Origin of the sequence: Sporosarcina sp. ACRSM (assembly GCF_022346545.1) — a bacterium.
Taxonomy (GTDB): domain Bacteria; phylum Bacillota; class Bacilli; order Bacillales_A; family Planococcaceae; genus Sporosarcina.
Map to the genome: position 1 here is coordinate 60,346 of NZ_JAKRNU010000010.1, position 15,851 is coordinate 76,196.

16 protein-coding genes are annotated in these 15,851 nt (G+C 44.9%); 11 read left to right on the top strand and 5 right to left on the bottom strand.

Features of this window, described 5'->3' with window-relative positions:
- Positions 1-22 precede the first annotated feature (22 nt).
- Positions 23-1,162 (bottom strand): zinc-dependent alcohol dehydrogenase, encoded by a 1,140-nt coding sequence (locus MHZ95_RS15570; RefSeq protein WP_239391708.1) that lies wholly within the window; start codon positions 1,160-1,162, stop codon positions 23-25.
- An 844-nt stretch (positions 1,163-2,006) separates the two neighbouring features.
- On the opposite strand from MHZ95_RS15570, the gene ectA reads away from it, so the two are divergent.
- Genes ectA through MHZ95_RS15585 form a run of 3 tightly spaced genes read left to right on the top strand, consistent with a single transcriptional unit; the run spans position 2,007 to position 4,273 of the window.
- On the top strand, positions 2,007-2,543 hold the full coding sequence (gene ectA, locus MHZ95_RS15575; protein ID WP_239391709.1) for a diaminobutyrate acetyltransferase: 537 nt from the start codon (positions 2,007-2,009) through the stop codon (positions 2,541-2,543).
- Positions 2,544-2,577: 34 nt separating this feature from the next.
- Positions 2,578-3,858, top strand: coding sequence for a diaminobutyrate--2-oxoglutarate transaminase (ectB, locus tag MHZ95_RS15580; RefSeq protein WP_239391710.1), 1,281 nt, complete (start codon positions 2,578-2,580; stop codon positions 3,856-3,858).
- Positions 3,859-3,883: 25 nt separating this feature from the next.
- Positions 3,884-4,273 (top strand): ectoine synthase, encoded by a 390-nt coding sequence (locus MHZ95_RS15585; protein WP_239391711.1) that lies wholly within the window; start codon positions 3,884-3,886, stop codon positions 4,271-4,273.
- A 278-nt stretch (positions 4,274-4,551) separates the two neighbouring features.
- On the opposite strand, the gene MHZ95_RS15590 is transcribed toward MHZ95_RS15585, so the two are convergent.
- A complete protein-coding gene (locus MHZ95_RS15590) occupies positions 4,552-5,679 on the bottom strand; it encodes a CAP domain-containing protein (protein ID WP_239391712.1) in 1,128 nt (375 codons plus the stop codon).
- A 164-nt stretch (positions 5,680-5,843) separates the two neighbouring features.
- Here MHZ95_RS15590 and MHZ95_RS15595 point away from each other — a divergent pair, with 164 nt between their 5' ends.
- The 6 genes from MHZ95_RS15595 (at position 5,844) to MHZ95_RS15620 (ending at position 10,958) form a co-directional block, all read left to right on the top strand.
- Positions 5,844-6,707, top strand: coding sequence for a putative RNA methyltransferase (locus MHZ95_RS15595; RefSeq protein ID WP_239391713.1), 864 nt, complete (start codon positions 5,844-5,846; stop codon positions 6,705-6,707).
- A gap of 132 nt (positions 6,708-6,839) precedes the next feature.
- A complete protein-coding gene (locus MHZ95_RS15600) occupies positions 6,840-7,493 on the top strand; it encodes a pentapeptide repeat-containing protein (protein WP_239391714.1) in 654 nt (217 codons plus the stop codon).
- Positions 7,494-7,535: 42 nt separating this feature from the next.
- Positions 7,536-8,006 carry a hypothetical protein gene (locus tag MHZ95_RS15605; protein ID WP_239391715.1) on the top strand — a complete coding sequence of 157 codons (471 nt, stop codon included), beginning with the start codon at positions 7,536-7,538 and terminating at the stop codon, positions 8,004-8,006.
- Complete coding sequence (locus MHZ95_RS15610; RefSeq protein ID WP_239391716.1) at positions 8,003-8,143, top strand: hypothetical protein; 141 nt, start codon at positions 8,003-8,005, stop codon at positions 8,141-8,143. The genes MHZ95_RS15605 and MHZ95_RS15610 overlap by 4 nt, the downstream gene beginning before the upstream one ends.
- A gap of 205 nt (positions 8,144-8,348) precedes the next feature.
- On the top strand, positions 8,349-9,641 hold the full coding sequence (locus tag MHZ95_RS15615) for a DUF5068 domain-containing protein (protein WP_239391717.1): 1,293 nt from the start codon (positions 8,349-8,351) through the stop codon (positions 9,639-9,641).
- A 69-nt stretch (positions 9,642-9,710) separates the two neighbouring features.
- The gene (locus MHZ95_RS15620) at positions 9,711-10,958 is read left to right on the top strand and encodes a DUF5068 domain-containing protein (RefSeq protein ID WP_239391718.1); all 1,248 of its coding nucleotides are present in this window, start codon (positions 9,711-9,713) and stop codon (positions 10,956-10,958) included.
- Positions 10,959-11,074: 116 nt separating this feature from the next.
- Here the strand turns inward: MHZ95_RS15620 and MHZ95_RS15625 are convergent, their stop codons facing one another.
- The 3 genes from MHZ95_RS15625 to MHZ95_RS15635 form a co-directional block, all read right to left on the bottom strand.
- The gene (locus MHZ95_RS15625; RefSeq protein ID WP_239391719.1) at positions 11,075-11,275 is read right to left on the bottom strand and encodes a cold-shock protein; all 201 of its coding nucleotides are present in this window, start codon (positions 11,273-11,275) and stop codon (positions 11,075-11,077) included.
- Positions 11,276-11,434: 159 nt separating this feature from the next.
- Positions 11,435-12,433 carry an inorganic phosphate transporter gene (locus MHZ95_RS15630; protein ID WP_239391720.1) on the bottom strand — a complete coding sequence of 333 codons (999 nt, stop codon included), beginning with the start codon at positions 12,431-12,433 and terminating at the stop codon, positions 11,435-11,437.
- A gap of 11 nt (positions 12,434-12,444) precedes the next feature.
- On the bottom strand, positions 12,445-13,065 hold the full coding sequence (locus tag MHZ95_RS15635) for a DUF47 domain-containing protein (RefSeq protein ID WP_239391721.1): 621 nt from the start codon (positions 13,063-13,065) through the stop codon (positions 12,445-12,447).
- 401 nt (positions 13,066-13,466) lie between these two features.
- Here MHZ95_RS15635 and MHZ95_RS15640 point away from each other — a divergent pair, with 401 nt between their 5' ends.
- A complete protein-coding gene (locus MHZ95_RS15640) occupies positions 13,467-14,000 on the top strand; it encodes an NfeD family membrane protein (protein WP_239391722.1) in 534 nt (177 codons plus the stop codon).
- An 18-nt stretch (positions 14,001-14,018) separates the two neighbouring features.
- Complete coding sequence (locus MHZ95_RS15645; protein ID WP_239391723.1) at positions 14,019-15,578, top strand: flotillin lipid rafts scaffold protein FloT; 1,560 nt, start codon at positions 14,019-14,021, stop codon at positions 15,576-15,578.
- Positions 15,579-15,851 lie beyond the last annotated feature (273 nt).

The following is a 15,851-nucleotide window of genomic DNA, read 5'->3' on the forward strand; positions in this document are numbered from 1 at the left end:
CTGCATGGACCGGTTTATCTTCTTACGGTTTTAGTACCACCTTGATACATTCATCTTCATGATCATGAAAGCGTTGGTAGGCGATTGCTGCTTCTTCGAGCGGCACAACATGGGAGATGATTTCCGTCGGGTCGAATTCATCTTTTGTGATTTTGTCGAACAGCATAGGCATGTAATGGATGACGGGCGCTTGTCCCATTTTTAACGTAATATTACGCTCCCACAGATTTCCAAGTGGAAACATATTATAAAGTGAACCGTAAACGCCTGTTAACTGGACCGTTCCAAATTTTCGCACCGCGTCTTGGGCAATATGGATGGCGCTTAAAGTTCCGCCTTGCAACTTCAATTTCTGTCCGGCTTTTTCGGCTATATTCTTTTTTCCATCCATTCCAACGCAATCGATGACAATATCGACACCACCGCTGGTCAATTCTTTAATGTGGCCGCCGATATCGTCAAAGTCCTCGAAATTCAAGGCTTCCACCTTATTCATGCGAACGGCATGATTCAACCTGTAAGGTACATGATCAATGGCCAATACCCGTTTTGCACCTTTCATCCAGGCAAATTTTTGCGCCATGAGCCCGACCGGTCCGCATCCGAGGACAGCAACGGTATCTCCTTTTTTGACCCCTGCATGTTCCACGCTCCAATAGGCTGTCGGCAAAACGTCAGACATGAAGAGCAGTGCTTCATCGGGAAGTTCGCATGATTCGGGAATGACGAATGGGGTGAAGTTTCCATATGGGACACGCAAATATTCCGCTTGACCACCGGGGTAATTCCCGTACCGTTCCGTAAACCCGAGGAATCCGCCTGTATCCACATGGGGATTCCGATTCGAGTTGTCGCATTGGCTCTCCATTTCATGCTCACAATAAAAACAATGTCCACATGCCAGATTGAACGGAATGACGACGCGATCCCCTTTTTTCACTTTCGTGACGGCGGGTCCGACTTCCTCGACAATGCCCATCGGCTCATGACCGATGACATAGTCCTTATGTGTTGGTAACGCACCTAAATAGATGTGCAAATCGGAGCCACATATCGCAGTGGAAGTCACTTTAATGATAATATCGTCCTTCTCTTCAATCTTCGGGGCATCTACTTTTTTCACTTTAATATCTTTGGGACCTTGGTACGTAACTGCTTTCATGGAATTCCTCCTTCTACACATTCATCATTAGTTTTCCCACTTAAGGATTTTCTAACCATCACTTCATTCAACGAGACGCTTCATTTGTGAGAGTGGAAACCGTAGATTGCGGGAATAAACAATAGTCACACGTAAACTTTAATTTTATTTTTCGAAAATTTATAGTGGCTGCAAAAAATGTTTTTAACCTCATAAGGATGGGGAATGCAAGCATTTTCGAAATATTGGATTTGCCTATTTTTTCTGTTTAATAACTTAGAATCGGTTGACAGCAGTATGATGTTCCTCTATAGTTGTCAACTAAGTGCCAGGGATGGTACGGAAAATTTCGTTTACTTCTTCGCCAAGACGAATGAATACACATTGCCAACCTAATAAGTTGTGCGGGTGGATGAACGAGTATGTTAGTGAAATTCAAGATATCGAAAGTGTCTTTCATATCAGCGAATCATGTTTACTATAAAGCTGTTTTTGTAATGAACAAAAGGACTCCAACACCTTTTGATAAGGCGCTCTTTTTTGCTCTTCATACTGCAAGGCAGAAAGTTAGCCCGATATTGCCATCACCAATTGCACCAGCATTGGGTGATATCTACGTAAGTTTCCTTGCTATATCCACATGGAATACCGCGAATAATATGCCAGGATGGCGTCAATCTCACTGACGGATCTTGGTCTTTACCAACCTCAATCTACTAAATCACTTATTTTGGTTTGCAAAAAATGCTTCGAGCTCGGCAGAAGGGTAAATGGCTTTTCCAGACAGCTTAGAGAATAGCAGATCGGTTACCAAGAAAAACGTTCAATCTAGGAGATGAACGCCAAGACTTGGAGGGAACGATTTTTGTCAAAGGAAGAGCAGCATCCAGTTGCACTATTGGAACGAAGCGACAACTTCCTATTCCGGACGCCGGTAGTGGAAGATGGCAAACAGATTTGGCGGCTCATTAAAGATGCGGGAACACTCGATTTAAATTCTTCTTATAGCTATTTGCTATGGACGAAATACTTTGGTGATACGAGTGTCGTTGTAGAATCGAATGGGCAGTTAGTCGGTTTTATATCGGGGTTTATCCAACCGAAGGCACCGGATACGCTGTTTGTCTGGCAAGTAGCAGTGGATGCTTCGCAGCGAGCGAAAGGTCTAGCCACTCGCATGCTTCAAGCGATCTTGCATAGCTATACATGTCGGAATATTCGGTATTTGGAGGCGACGGTTAGTCCTTCAAATAAGGCCTCGCAAGCATTATTTCGCAAACTGGCAAGAGACTTTGAGACAGACTGCAAGGTGACGAACTGTTTTACGGAAGAGCAATTTCCCGGAAAGGGACATGAAGCAGAACATTTATTCACAATTGGTCCACTTCAGACTGAAAAATGATTGTGAAACTAAAAAAATGGAGGAATGTCAACCAATGGTACTGACGATGGAACGAAAGGCAATGGAGATTTTCGAAAACCATGAGTCACAAGTGAGGAGCTATAGCCGCAGTTTCCCAACTGTATTTGAAAAAGCGAAAGGCTACAAAATGTGGGATACAACGGGGAAGGAATACATTGATTTCTTCGCAGGAGCGGGTGCTTTAAACTACGGCCATAATAATGAAAAAGTGAAGAAGAAAATTATCGAATATATTCAGGAAGACGGAATTGCCCATAGTTTAGATATGGGAACTGTAGTGCGCGCGAAATTTCTTGAACGATTTACCGAGGTCATCCTACAGCCGCGAAATTTGAATTACAAAGTGATGTTTCCGGGACCCACAGGAACGAATACGGTGGAAAGTGCGTTGAAGATCGCCCGAAAAGTAACAGGGCGCCAAACGATTATTAGCTTTACAAACGCATTTCACGGTATGACGTTAGGTTCGCTATCGATAACGGGGAATTCGACAGTACGGCAAGGTGCTGGTGTGCCGCTAACGAACACGGTTGCAATGCCGTATGATACGTTTATGCAAGACCATCATTCGATTGAATACTTGGAACGATTTCTAGAAGATGCGGGAAGTGGCGTTGATCTGCCCGCTGCGATTATTTTGGAAACCGTTCAAGGAGAAGGTGGCATCAATGCAGCCAGTTTCGAATGGTTACAGGCGATTGAAAAGTTGTGTCATCGATATGACATGTTGCTGATCATCGATGATGTGCAAGCGGGCTGCGGCCGTACAGGGACATTCTTTAGTTTCGAACCGGCAGGCATTACGCCTGATATCGTCTGTTTGTCAAAATCGATCAGTGGCTATGGTTTACCGATGGCTATCACGTTGATCAAACCGGACTATGATATTTGGGAACCGGGTGAACATAACGGAACGTTTCGTGGAAACAATATGGCGATACTTGCGGCAACGGAAGTTTTATCCTACTGGGAAACGGATGTGTTCGCTAAGTCTGTTCAAGAGAAATCGAAAATGATTAAAGCGCGCATGGAAAAAATCGTGGAAAATTACCCTGAGCTGCAGGCGACTACGCGAGGGCGAGGTTTTATGCAAGGGATTGCATGCGGAAAGGGGAAGGAAACGTACGGCAGTGAAATTTGTGCAAAAGCATTCGAAAAAGGGCTGATTATTGAAACGTCCGGTCCGGATAGCGAAGTCGTGAAGTTTTTAGGTTCCTTGACGATTGATGAAGAAGGATTGAATAAAGGGTTCGATATTTTAGAAAAAGCCATTCAAGAAGTACTCAACAAATAATTGGTATAGAGAGGAAGTTATAAAAATGATTGTTCGAACGATAGATGAAATTATTGGGACAGAAAATGAAACAAAAGCGGAAACGTGGTCCAGCCGCCGTTTTCTTTTAAAGAAAGATGGAATGGGTTTTTCGTATAGTGAAACGATCATTTACGCGGGTACGGAAACACATATCCATTACCAAAATCATTTGGAGGCGGTCTACTGTGTCGGTGGTGACGGGGAAATCGAAACCGTTGCGGATGGGAAAGTATATCCCATTAAAGACGGCACTATGTATGCTTTAGATCAACATGACGAGCATTATCTCCGTGGCGGCACGACGGATATGCGACTCATTTGCGTCTTTAACCCGCCACTCACGGGCAACGAAACGCATGACGAAAAAGGTGTCTATCCATTGTTGGTAGACTGATCTAAACGCCATTCGGACAAATAGAATTGAACGACAAATCCCCTTCATTGAAGGGGATTTGCGTTTGTAAGGTCATTGTTTTTATCTTCATTCAGCAGAAGACTCCCACCTCTGTAGGTGGCGAGATGAATGCGGTTTTGGTTTCCTGTTCAGCGGGTGTTCAAACGCCTGCTGAACGAAGATAAAGCCTCCGGCGGATGTCACAGATTTTGAAAGGAGTTAATCGAGCAAGCTCGATTCAAAATCTGGACGCAATTACGCCAAGGCGTAATTGATCTTCACTTCAGCAAGAAGTTTTCTGTGTAATACGGTTGTGATTTTTCATTAAACGCGACGCCTATGCCGAGATGGCTGTAAGTATCGAGTAAAATATTCTCCCGATGTCCTTCTGAATTCATCAGACCCTCATGGGCAAAGATGCTGCTCGATTGGCCGTATGCTAAGTTTTCACCGGCACTGCGAAAGGAGATGCCGTCGTCTTTCATCCGATCAAAAGGGGACTTTCCTTGCAGATTTTCATGGCTGAAGTAATCATGGTCGGCCATGTCGATGCTGTGAGAGCGTGCTGTTTCAGCAACTTTCCCCTCCCATTGTAAAGCGGATAATCCGTGGCGGACCCGCGCGGCATTCGTCAAATCGAATAGCTGGCGTTCGAATCCACTGCGCAAAGCCGCATCTCCAGCGGCGTAGATGCCGTTTCTTTTCTCCTCTAATGACCTGGCAATCAGTTGGACGGCCGTCACCTTGTCCTGTTGATGGAGATCATAAAAAACATAGGTGTAAGCGTCCCGGGATTGAAAGACATCAAATCCTTCATTTTCCTGCAGAAGGTAGATGTTCAAACCTTTCTGAATTTCGGTGATCGGTTCGCCGAATGTTTTACGTACTTCGGCTTTCGAAGATCCGTATCGGATGCCGCTTGTAGAAGAAATAAGGTCATCATTCGTATAGAGGGCGTTGACGATCCCTTTTTCATCGAAAGATAACATGACGAAATTGTGATAATGATCGTGATACGTATACCAAACCGTCCCATATTCGTTCAAGGAATGGTTTTTCGGTTCACCCAGTTCCGCAACGACTTGCTCTTCAGTGCTGCCTAATTCGATATTGTGGATGGAAAGTTGGGTATGTACCGGTTTAGCCAATTTCGGTTTTTCCTCGGTCGGTACCGTTTCTTCCTCATTTGACAGTTGGGAAGTGAGGAAGAGGATTGCTTTATCTGTCGCATCCGTTACGAAACGGATTGCAGTATGGATGGATTCACTTGTTAATAGCGTATCAATCTTTTCATCCACTGGTTCGAGGAAGGAGAGATTGACATAGCGGGAGGCTGGACCTTCCCAGTATGGTTTGGCGCTGTAAAGTAATAGGATGAAAAGAATAAATAGAAATAATCGTTTCATAGGATCTTCCCTCCTTCCTTCTATTGTACCCCCTCTCTATGGCTAGAATACAGCGAGACCTTTCGAAACGGGATGATTTCTTGCAAATACCCGCTCGCTCATTTCCAGTCCGCATGAAAAAACGGTATACTGGTAGAACAACGGATGAACGGAGTTAAAAGCGTATGACTTTATCGAAAAAAATGAGGAATATACAAGCGATGGAGCAACAGATGGATCTTTTTCGTTGCCCGATATGCACGGCGGAAATGGAAATGGTGGAGCATTCACGGCTCGTCTGTTCGACCAATCACTCCTTTGACTTATCGAAAAGCGGCTATGTCAATTTGGCACCGCAAGCGCATGTCACTAAGTACGATAAATCGCTTTTTGAAGCGAGAACAACGGTGATGAACAGCGGTTTTTTTGATCCGATTTTGGAAGTGATCACGCGGATTATCCAGGCAGAGAGCAATGGGTCACCAGTTCTATTGGACGCTGGCTGTGGCGAAGGATCGCATTTAGCGGCCATCGTTTCCCGATTGGCGGGAAAGGCGAGCGGAATCGGTATCGATCTGGCGAAAGAAGGCATTGCCGCGGCTGCAAAAGAACATCCAGGCGCCGTTTGGAGTGTGGCGGATCTTGCAAACTGCCCATTTCAAGATGAAAAATTCGATGCTATTTTAAATATTTTATCACCCGCAAATTATGCGGAATTTACGCGCCTCCTAAAAAAAGACGGTTTGTGCGTGAAAGCCGTTCCGGAAGCGGCTTATTTGAAAGAGCTGCGTGCCATCTTCTATGAAGAGAATGTACAGAAAGAAGACACCGATCCTGTGGGACGCTTCGCAGAACATTTCGATGCGGTCCAAACAGAACGGGTGATGTATACGTTTCCGTTAGCTGAACATCTTCTCGCGCCGCTCATCCGCATGACGCCGCTCACCTGGGGGGCCAGCGAAGAGAAGGTAAGCGAAGCGCTACAACTGGGATTGTCGGAAATCACCATCGATTTCACGGTCATGTCGGGCATGAAGCGGAACGGTTGAAGGAAGGGGCTGAGGCAGTTGTTTGGAGGAATCAGCAGTACGCCAATTGCATTTTACATTATTGCCATCGCAGTCATTGTATTGCTCGTTATATTTATTGAATGGAAGACGCGTTAAAGGGAGGTTTTATGTGTGAATGTCAAGAAGGTGGACAAGAGGCAAAAGCCCAAGTTGTCCATGGAACATCCGGAGATGCGGATAGAGGCCATTTGGGATCAGGATGGCTATGTTGAAAAAGCTCGGTTTGAAGGAGGCGTTTTCTCAGGTGCGGAAGGAGAACGCTTGACCTTCGATGATGTGCGTTTCAAAGATGTCATGTTTGCAGGTGGAGATTTTACATCTGTAGAGTTCGTGGACGTTGTCTTTGATACATGTGATTTTTCCAACGCGAACTTTCAACATGCTACATTCCATCGTTGTGAAATTGTCCACTCCAAATTGACGGGGACGGACTTTGCGAACGCGCAAATCGGTCATACTTTGCTAAAGGAGTGTGACGGCCGTTATAGTAATTTTAGCTTTACAGGCATGAAAGAAGTCGAGTTTTCCGAATGTCATCTGGCGGATGCCGATTTTTATGAGTGTAAGTTCAAGGTCGTTCGATTTCAAAAATGCAAGATCGACAATATCAATTTTTCCGAGACGGAATTGAAGGGTATTGACTTATCGGATAGCACGTATGAGCGGATTGAAGTGACATTACCGAAACTCGCCGGCTGTATCGTTTCCAAGGAGCAGGCGCTCGGGTTCGCCCGTGTCCTTGGGTTATCCGTGAAAGAAGAATGATGGTATACTAAACGAAAAACGAGTGGAAAAGAGTGGACATCTATGTTGACATTTGAACAGAAGCAGGCAATTATTGAATCTTTCCCGGAACTGACCCGGAAAGACGTGTCGATGAAACGGGTCAACTATCATTATGAAGAAAGTTTGTATGACAAGACGATCGTCGTCCAACATTTGCATCCAAACGGCAATGGCTTCGTCTATGTAGCGGGAATCTCAGGTTATGAAGTGGACGAGCGCGGTTTGGTCAATATCCGCGAAGCGACAGAAGCGGAGTTGCGACAAGCCGTTGCAGATTCCATTCAAGCTTTGTCGGAAGAACAGACTGAAAGAGAACCTGTCGAACAGACATGGGTGAATGGCGACGGAGAAAAGCTTGTGTTAAAAGAAGAGCTCGATGCATGGAACATCTATCATGGTTTGAATCTGGAAGACAGCTTCGGCGATTATGAAGAAGCGGTCGCCTATCTGAAGGAAGAGCGGTTCAAACAGGTGCAAGGTGATGCGCGATGAAAGGCCAACACCTCGTCATCGGACTTGTCTTATTTGTCATTGCTGTTGTAGCGGCTATCTATTTTTCGATGATGGCAACGTTCAATAACGATGAACGTCAGATAGAACCGGGTATTGGAATCAATGAAGAAGAGTAATCGGCGGGGTGAAAACCCCGTCTATTTTTATGGATTCACTAGTTACAAAGAACGAATGCATATAGGTGAAAGTAAATGACTGTTCTCTCAACGAACAGGTTCTTCTTAACCATTTTCCTCAATTTTCCGTTTTTCCTATTTTCATAGCTGTCTCACTATGGTTAATTAAGGGATGGAGCTTCTTAAAATGGAGGGGAATGGAAATATGAAGTATGGAAAAATATTGTTTGCACTAGGCGCAAGCGCACTTTTATTAGCGGCATGCAGTGAAGATAAGAAAACACCAGAAGTGGAAGAGGAAGGAAAAGCAGAAGAAGTGAAGCTGGATGAATCTGACGTGGCGAGCGCCACATCAGAAGCCGATGATGCATTGGCAGAGTTGCGTGCAGCACTGGAAGACCGGGAACAAACAGATGAACCGGTTACAGTAAACGACTCAGAACTCCTCAATCCGAGCATCGCTGAAATGACGGAAGGGGATGTGGAAGTTCTGTATACGAACAAAGCACCCAACTATAAGCATGATATGGATGGTTTCATTATCACCATTGATGAATACCAAATTACGAAAGTGTCCGATGTCAACCGGGATTCCGAGTCTTTATTCAAAGGGAATCTTGAAGGTTATGTAGTGACAGCTTTGACCACTTATGAGAATACACGCAGCAATCCAGTCTATTATGCCGGATTCATGACCTTGCTCATGGATGATCGTTATGACGTTGTCTATGGCGATAAATATAAACTCATCCCGCGTGAAACGGCGTTGGTATCGGATGATCCAGCGAGTGTCAATAAGTATCCTCCAGGTTTTAAGAAGCAAGGCTTTCTATCATTTGTCATGACGAATGAACAATATGACAAGCTGGCAACAACGAATCCTAAACTGATTATTGATGGAGGTGCTTCAGAACGGGAAGATATGCGGGAATCCTTCCGGGAAGAAGCCGTTTTCGATTTTCTCTACAGTGGGGAAAGTGAAGAAGCGGTTGCAACGGGCCCAGCCTTCTACCGTGATGATTTAACAAATCAAAACATTGCCAATAAAACGATGGTTTTCGAAAAGACGGATATCGGCCAACAGCTGGAGCTTGATGGGGTAAAAGTGACCCTTGAAGGTGTCCAATACACAGAAATCGAGCCGACAGAACAATACAAAAGCACGTTCCGTAACTTTGCGGATGATGGCATTGTCGCGCTCACTGTGAAGTTGAATGTCGATAACCAATCCAAGGAAACAGTCCGGTTGGATGGCATCGGCTCGATCTTAAGCGTGGATGACAATGATTTCAGGTATTTGCACCAAGGATCGCTTGAGCCGGATACGTCTAGAAAGCTGGAGCCGGGTGAGTCGGGCGAAAAGCTGCATGTGTTCCTGATGGATAAATACCAGTTCGATCGCCATGAGAAATTTGAGCTCATCTTCGGGCCATTCTCTGCAGACGATGGGAAAAAGTTGTTCAAAGGACGCGATCTCGTATTTAAATTGCCAAGATAATAGGAAAGAAGTGCGTCTGGGTTTTTATTTCCCCGATGCACTTTTTCAATCTGAAGGAGTGGTCGTTTAGTGAAGAAGGGTTGGATGAGGTTTTTTGCTTTAGGGATGGCTGTTTCATTGCTGGGAGCGTGTACGAAAGAAGAGCAAGCGGAGGAAGAATTGCCTGAGCTTGATGCGGAAAGCGCGTTAGCAGAATTGAGAGATGAATTGAATGAGGGGGGAGATACAGAGCAAGCAGCAAAAAAACGCCCTTCTGGAGATGGCAGCCTCAATCCGAACTTAGCCGTCATGACGGAAGGGGAAGTGGAAATTCTCTATACGAATGAAAAACCGGTGATGCTCCATGATATGGACGGTTTTTTAGTGTCGATCGATAAATACCAGGTTTCAAAAGTGTCCGATGTTAACCGCCTAAGTGAGAGCATTTTCAAAGAGGAAACTGGAGGCTATGTCGTTACGGCACTGATGCGGATTGAAAATAATCGGAAAGCGCCTGTCTACTATTCAAATTACGCATCCATTATCTTGGAAGATCGTCAAGATCGCGTGACGGGCAATACGTATTATTTTGTTCCACAAGATGAAATGTTGCGTTCCGATCATCCTGAAGAAATGGATCTTTATTCACCGGGATATAAAAAGCAAGGGTTTCAATCATTTGTCTTGACGGAAGAACAATATGCGAAGATGGAGAACACACATCCTAAAATCGTCATTCAAGGAAATGCGAGGGAAAAGAAAGACGATTATTCGCGGAAGTACGGGGATGCCGTTTTCGAATTCCCTTATAGTGATGCATCTGAAAAAGAATTTCTCACGTCTCCTGTATTTTACCAAGACGAGATCGTCAATCAGAACTTAGGCACAAAAACGATGCTCTTTGAGAAGAAGGGAATTGGGCAATTATTGAGCCTTGGGGGTGTCGATGTCGAATTCGATGGCGTTGAATATACGGAAGTCGATGTGTCGCCTGCGCAAATGGATAAGTTCTACAGATTCGAGGAAAGCGATGCCGTTTACGCGTTGACGGCCAAATTCCGAATCGAAAATAATTCAGAGGAAACATTGGAGTTAGGTGCTATTTACTCCACGCTTTCTGATGCAAATGGAAACCGGTATCGACGGGAAGGCATGCTGGAGCCAGATCAGATTCGAATCCTTGAACCGGGGGAATCGGGTGAAAAATTTCACGTCTTTTTATTGACAGCAGAAGAATTGGAGCAAATCGATTCGCCCGTCTTGACATTCGGTCCTTTCGGAGGCAGTGACAAAAGACTATTCAAAGGGCGGGATCTCGCCTTTAAAGTCCCGTATTAAGAGCACTCAAATTCGAGTGCTTTTCTTAATGCTGACCATGGTTGCAAACTGCGAGATTTTTTGCAAGAAAAAAGCCATTCCCTAAAGGGAATGGCTTTTGAATGGTTAAATTCAAATTAGTTTTTAACTACGTTTGTAGCTTGAAGACCGCGTTGGCCTTGCTCGATTTCAAACGTTACGTCTTGGCCTTCTTCAAGAGACTTGAAGCCTTCGCCTTGGATAGCGGAGAAGTGTACGAATACGTCGTCGCCATCTTCACGTTCGATGAATCCAAAACCTTTTTCTGCGTTAAACCATTTTACTTTACCTTGTTCCATGTTTGTTTCCTCCTCGTGTGCTTTGTGCACACATTGTGTTACTATCCTTGCTCAAGTCTTGAAGCGGTCAAGATGTACTCGAGACCATCGCGCCGAACAAAAATAATTCTTCTTTATCATAACAGAGCCTAAATGACAATGCAAGCTAAATACATGAAGTTAGAAAAACAAATTTAAAACTTGGTAAACGAGTGCGGCAATTAATGCTGAAATCGGCAATGTAATGACCCATGTCATGACAATCTTCTGAGCGACGCCCCATTTAACGCCTTTCACACGCTGTGCAGACCCTACTCCCATGATAGCGGAAGAAATAACATGCGTCGTACTGACAGGTAAGTGAATCAGTGTCGCTCCGAAAATGATGATTGCGGATGATAAGTCTGCCGCGGCTCCATTCACAGGACGGATCTTCATGATCTTACCGCCAACCGTCTTGATGATTTTGTAACCACCGATTGACGTTCCAAGCCCCATCGCAGTTGCTGCAGCAATCCGGACCCAAAGCTGGATGTCGTCTCCTGCTTGCATTTCCGCAGCGATAAGAGCCATCGTAATAATCCCCATTGCCTTTTGTGCATCGTTCGTACCGTGGGTGAAGGATTGTAGTGCGGCGGTACCGATCTGCATATAGCGGAATCGTTTATTGGCCTTGAACAAGTTTCTGTTTTTAAATAACACCTTGAACAGTGACATCATCAAGAATCCACCAGCAAGAGCGATAAAAGGAGAAATGATAAGCGCCTGCAAGATTTTCAAAAAGCCGGTGTAATTCAAAATGCCGAAACCGGCTGCAGAAATAGCCGCGCCAGCGATCGATCCGATCAAAGCATGCGATGAACTGGATGGAATCCCGTAGTACCAAGTAATGAGATTCCATGCGATCGCTGCAGTCAAAGCCGCTAAAATAACGAGCGATCCATTATCAAGTACAAAAGGATCGACAATATCTTTTGAAATGGTTTTGGCGACGCCTGTAAATGTCAATGCACCGACAAAGTTCATAACAGCCGCCATCAAAACTGCGGTGCGCGGTTTTAGCGCACGTGTAGATACGGAAGTCGCGATGGCATTTGCTGTATCATGGAAACCATTGATGAAATCGAAAGCAAGTGCAAAAACGACAACGAGTATCGTTAGGAGAAGTATTGTATCCATTGGTCTCCTCCTTACGCGTTACGCATAATGATGGTTTCGATTGTGTTGGCAACATCTTGGCAGTAATCCGCGATTTCTTCGAGTTGCTCATAGATGTCTTTGAATTGGATGATACGAATTGGATCTTTTTCAGTGATGAAAAGTTGTTTGATGGATGTACGCTGCACTTCATCGCAAATGCGTTCGTATTCTTTGATGAGCACAGCATGTTCGCGCATCGCTTCGAGTTTCTTCCGTGAAAGTAACTCCATCGCTTTGACAATTTCGTCTGTACTTTTCACAATGTTTTCCATGAATTTCTGAACGTATTCGTCAATTTCAGTGAGGGAGAACATTTCAAGATGCGCAGCGAAACTTTCAATGCCATCTAGAATGTCATCCATTTTAATGGCCAATTGTAAAATGTCTTCCCGTTCAATCGGCGTCATGAATGATTTGTTTAGCTTCGAAATAAGATCATGGATGAGGTCATCACCCTCTGTCTCATATTTTTTGAGTTTAATGCTTACCTCTTTCAGATCAGCTACATTGGACACTTTGAAATTATCTGCATAATGGACTGCTTCTTTTACATTTTCAGCAATTGCCAATAGTGCTGCGAAAAAAGGATCTGCTTTTTTTTTATTAAACATTGTCGCGCCTCCAACCCGTTAAGGGAGATAATATTTTGCATTCCTATATCATAGCAAAAACAATTTGATAAACGAACAAATTTCGACGGAGTTCGTGAAAAATTTACACAAACTTTACAAACGTCCTATAGTGGCTCAACAATAATATGATTAGTGCGAAAATGGCGTGCGTGAACCAATGCCAGCTAGTCACCAGTATTGTTACCTAAAACGGTGATTTCATGACGCATCGTTCTTATATAAAGCGTTGACTACTGTATACCCTTTTTCTTCCTTTGGTTAACGTGAAGAACAATTGGAGCAGATCGCGATGCCTAAAAAACTTTTGAATAATTTGAAACCAATGCAGGCGTCGTCCGTATAAATAAGTGAGGTGAAAAGGTGAAAGTGGAGGTGATGAAATGGAACTGTTCGGGATGCCGATTGTGCAAATCTATTTAATCGTGTTGATCATTGCAGGCCTTGCGACGTTATTATATCTTTTCTTCAGCGATATGACGGAAGGAATAGGAGAGGCTAGTCCATTTTTAGATCCGGCGGTTATTCTTCCATTCATAACATTTTTGGCGGCAGGCGGTTATATTTTGGAACTTGTCACGGCTTGGAACAGCGGAATCATACTACTTCTCTCGCTAATCGCCGCGTTTGTACTTGATTTACTACTTTATTTCTTTGTTCTTCTTCCGCTAAGATCGGCGGAAGTGTCGCTCGCTTATACAGATGAGTCGTTGCAAGGGCAAGTTGGGAAAGTGATTGTCCCTGTGCCGGTTGATGGGTTCGGTGAAATCGTTATCGAAACAGTGAACGGCCTCATTTCGAAAAGGGCGGCGGGATACGAGAATACGGCCATTGAGTATGGAAAAGAAGTATTGGTGATCGAAGTGAAGGATGGGACATTCATCGTCAAAGAGTATGAACCATTCCGCTTTAAATAATGTAAAGGGGGAAAAAAGATGGGTATTTGGATTGCAATTGGAATTGTTGCTTTTGTGTTGTTGGCGATCATCCTCGTCTATGTGTCGAAATATAAGACAGTCGGACCGGACGAAGCATTGATTGTTACAGGAAGTTATTTAGGATCGAAAAATGTACATACGGATGAATCGGGCAACCGCATTAAAATCATTCGCGGTGGCGGGACATTCGTCTTCCCGGTGTTCCAACAATCGGAACCATTGAGCTTATTATCAAGCAAGCTTGAAGTCACAACGCCGGAAGTGTATACGGAACAAGGTGTGCCGGTCATGGCAGATGGGACCGCAATCATTAAAATCGGCGGTTCGATTTCTGAAATCGCCACGGCTGCTGAGCAGTTTTTAGGAAAGTCGAAAGAAGATCGGGAAAACGAAGCGAAGGAAGTATTAGAAGGGCATTTGCGTTCTATCCTCGGTTCGATGACGGTTGAAGAGATTTACAAAAACCGTGATAAGTTTTCACAGGAAGTGCAGCGTGTCGCTTCTCAGGACCTTGCGAAAATGGGGCTTGTCATTGTTTCATTTACAATCAAAGACGTCCGTGACAAAAATGGATATCTTGATTCACTCGGGAAACCGCGTATCGCCCAAGTGAGACGTGATGCGGACATCGCAACAGCTGAAGCAGAGAAGGAAACACGTATTAAAAACGCAGAGGCATCAAAAGAAGCACAGAAAGCTGAAATTGAGCGCGCAACGGAAATTGCAGAAGCTGAAAAAGAAAACCAGCTGAAAATTGCGGAATTCCGCCTAGAGCAGGACGTCGCAAAAGCGCGTGCCGACCAAGCGTACGAGTTGCAATCCGCCCGTTCCAAACAGGAAGTTATGGAACAAGAGATGCAAATCCAGATCATTGAACGGCAAAAGCAAATTGAACTTGAAGAGAAAGAAATTTTACGTCGTGAAAGACAATATGACTCTGAAGTGAAGAAAAAAGCGGACGCGGATCGTTACGCCGTCGAGCAAAACGCCGCGGCCGACAAATCCCGCCAGCTTGCGGAAGCAGATGCAGAGAAATACCGCATTGAAGCAAGGGCGAAAGCGGAAGCTGAAAAAATCCGCTTAGATGGTTTGGCGAAAGCCGACTCCGAACGCGCGCAAGGGGAAACTGAAGCGGAAATCATCCGCCTGAAAGGTCTTGCCGAAGCGGAAGCGAAACGAAAAATCGCTGAGGCATTCGAACATTATGGCGAAGCTGCCGTGTTGGATATGATCGTCCGCATGGTTCCTGAATATGCGAAACAAATCGCGAGTCCACTTTCGAATATCGATAAAATTACAGTTGTTGACACGGGTAGTGGCGAAGGCGGCGGTGCCAATAAAGTGACATCGTATGCAACCAACTTAATGTCGACGTTGCAAGAATCATTGAAAGCCTCATCAGGTATTGATGTAAAAGAAATGCTCGAAAACTATTCTGGTAAGAATAATATCCGCCCAAGCATCGACCACTTGGCAAACGAAGTGAAAGCTGCCAACGAAAAGCAACCCGCACAACCACGCGTTGCACAAGAAATGGCAGCCGACGAAGCGGAATAAACGATAGTAAAAGGAATCCAGCACGCGTGCCGCGTGCTGGATTTTTTAATCACCCCAAGCGCTTCTAACAGCCTGAGCGTGCTCAAAGTGATTGCTCTCACGCTCAAGAAAGTCGCTTCGCGCTCAAAGCGAGCCCCGCCGCGCTCAAGAAAGTTGCTTCGCGCTCAAAGCGAGCCCCGCCGCGCTCAAGAAATTCGCTTCGCGCTCAAAGCGAGCCCCGTCGCGCTCAAGAAAGTTGCTTCGCGCTCAAAGCGAGCCCCGCCGCGCTCAAGA

Excerpts from the sequence above, each read along its gene's own strand:
- MHZ95_RS15630 (WP_239391720.1), bottom strand. The coding sequence starts at position 12,433 with ATGGATACAATACTTCTCCTAACGATACTCGTTGTCGTTTTTGCACTT.
- MHZ95_RS15640 (WP_239391722.1), top strand. The coding sequence starts at position 13,467 with ATGGAACTGTTCGGGATGCCGATTGTGCAAATCTATTTAATCGTGTTG.
- MHZ95_RS15615 (WP_239391717.1), top strand. The coding sequence starts at position 8,349 with ATGAAGTATGGAAAAATATTGTTTGCACTAGGCGCAAGCGCACTTTTA.
- MHZ95_RS15595 (WP_239391713.1), top strand. The coding sequence starts at position 5,844 with ATGACTTTATCGAAAAAAATGAGGAATATACAAGCGATGGAGCAACAG.
- MHZ95_RS15605 (WP_239391715.1), top strand. The coding sequence starts at position 7,536 with ATGTTGACATTTGAACAGAAGCAGGCAATTATTGAATCTTTCCCGGAA.
- MHZ95_RS15585 (WP_239391711.1), top strand. The coding sequence starts at position 3,884 with ATGATTGTTCGAACGATAGATGAAATTATTGGGACAGAAAATGAAACA.
- MHZ95_RS15570 (WP_239391708.1), bottom strand. The coding sequence starts at position 1,162 with ATGAAAGCAGTTACGTACCAAGGTCCCAAAGATATTAAAGTGAAAAAA.
- MHZ95_RS15610 (WP_239391716.1), top strand. The coding sequence starts at position 8,003 with ATGAAAGGCCAACACCTCGTCATCGGACTTGTCTTATTTGTCATTGCT.
- MHZ95_RS15635 (WP_239391721.1), bottom strand. The coding sequence starts at position 13,065 with ATGTTTAATAAAAAAAAAGCAGATCCTTTTTTCGCAGCACTATTGGCA.
- MHZ95_RS15590 (WP_239391712.1), bottom strand. The coding sequence starts at position 5,679 with ATGAAACGATTATTTCTATTTATTCTTTTCATCCTATTACTTTACAGC.
- MHZ95_RS15625 (WP_239391719.1), bottom strand. The coding sequence starts at position 11,275 with ATGGAACAAGGTAAAGTAAAATGGTTTAACGCAGAAAAAGGTTTTGGA.
- ectB (WP_239391710.1), top strand. The coding sequence starts at position 2,578 with ATGGTACTGACGATGGAACGAAAGGCAATGGAGATTTTCGAAAACCAT.
- MHZ95_RS15645 (WP_239391723.1), top strand. The coding sequence starts at position 14,019 with ATGGGTATTTGGATTGCAATTGGAATTGTTGCTTTTGTGTTGTTGGCG.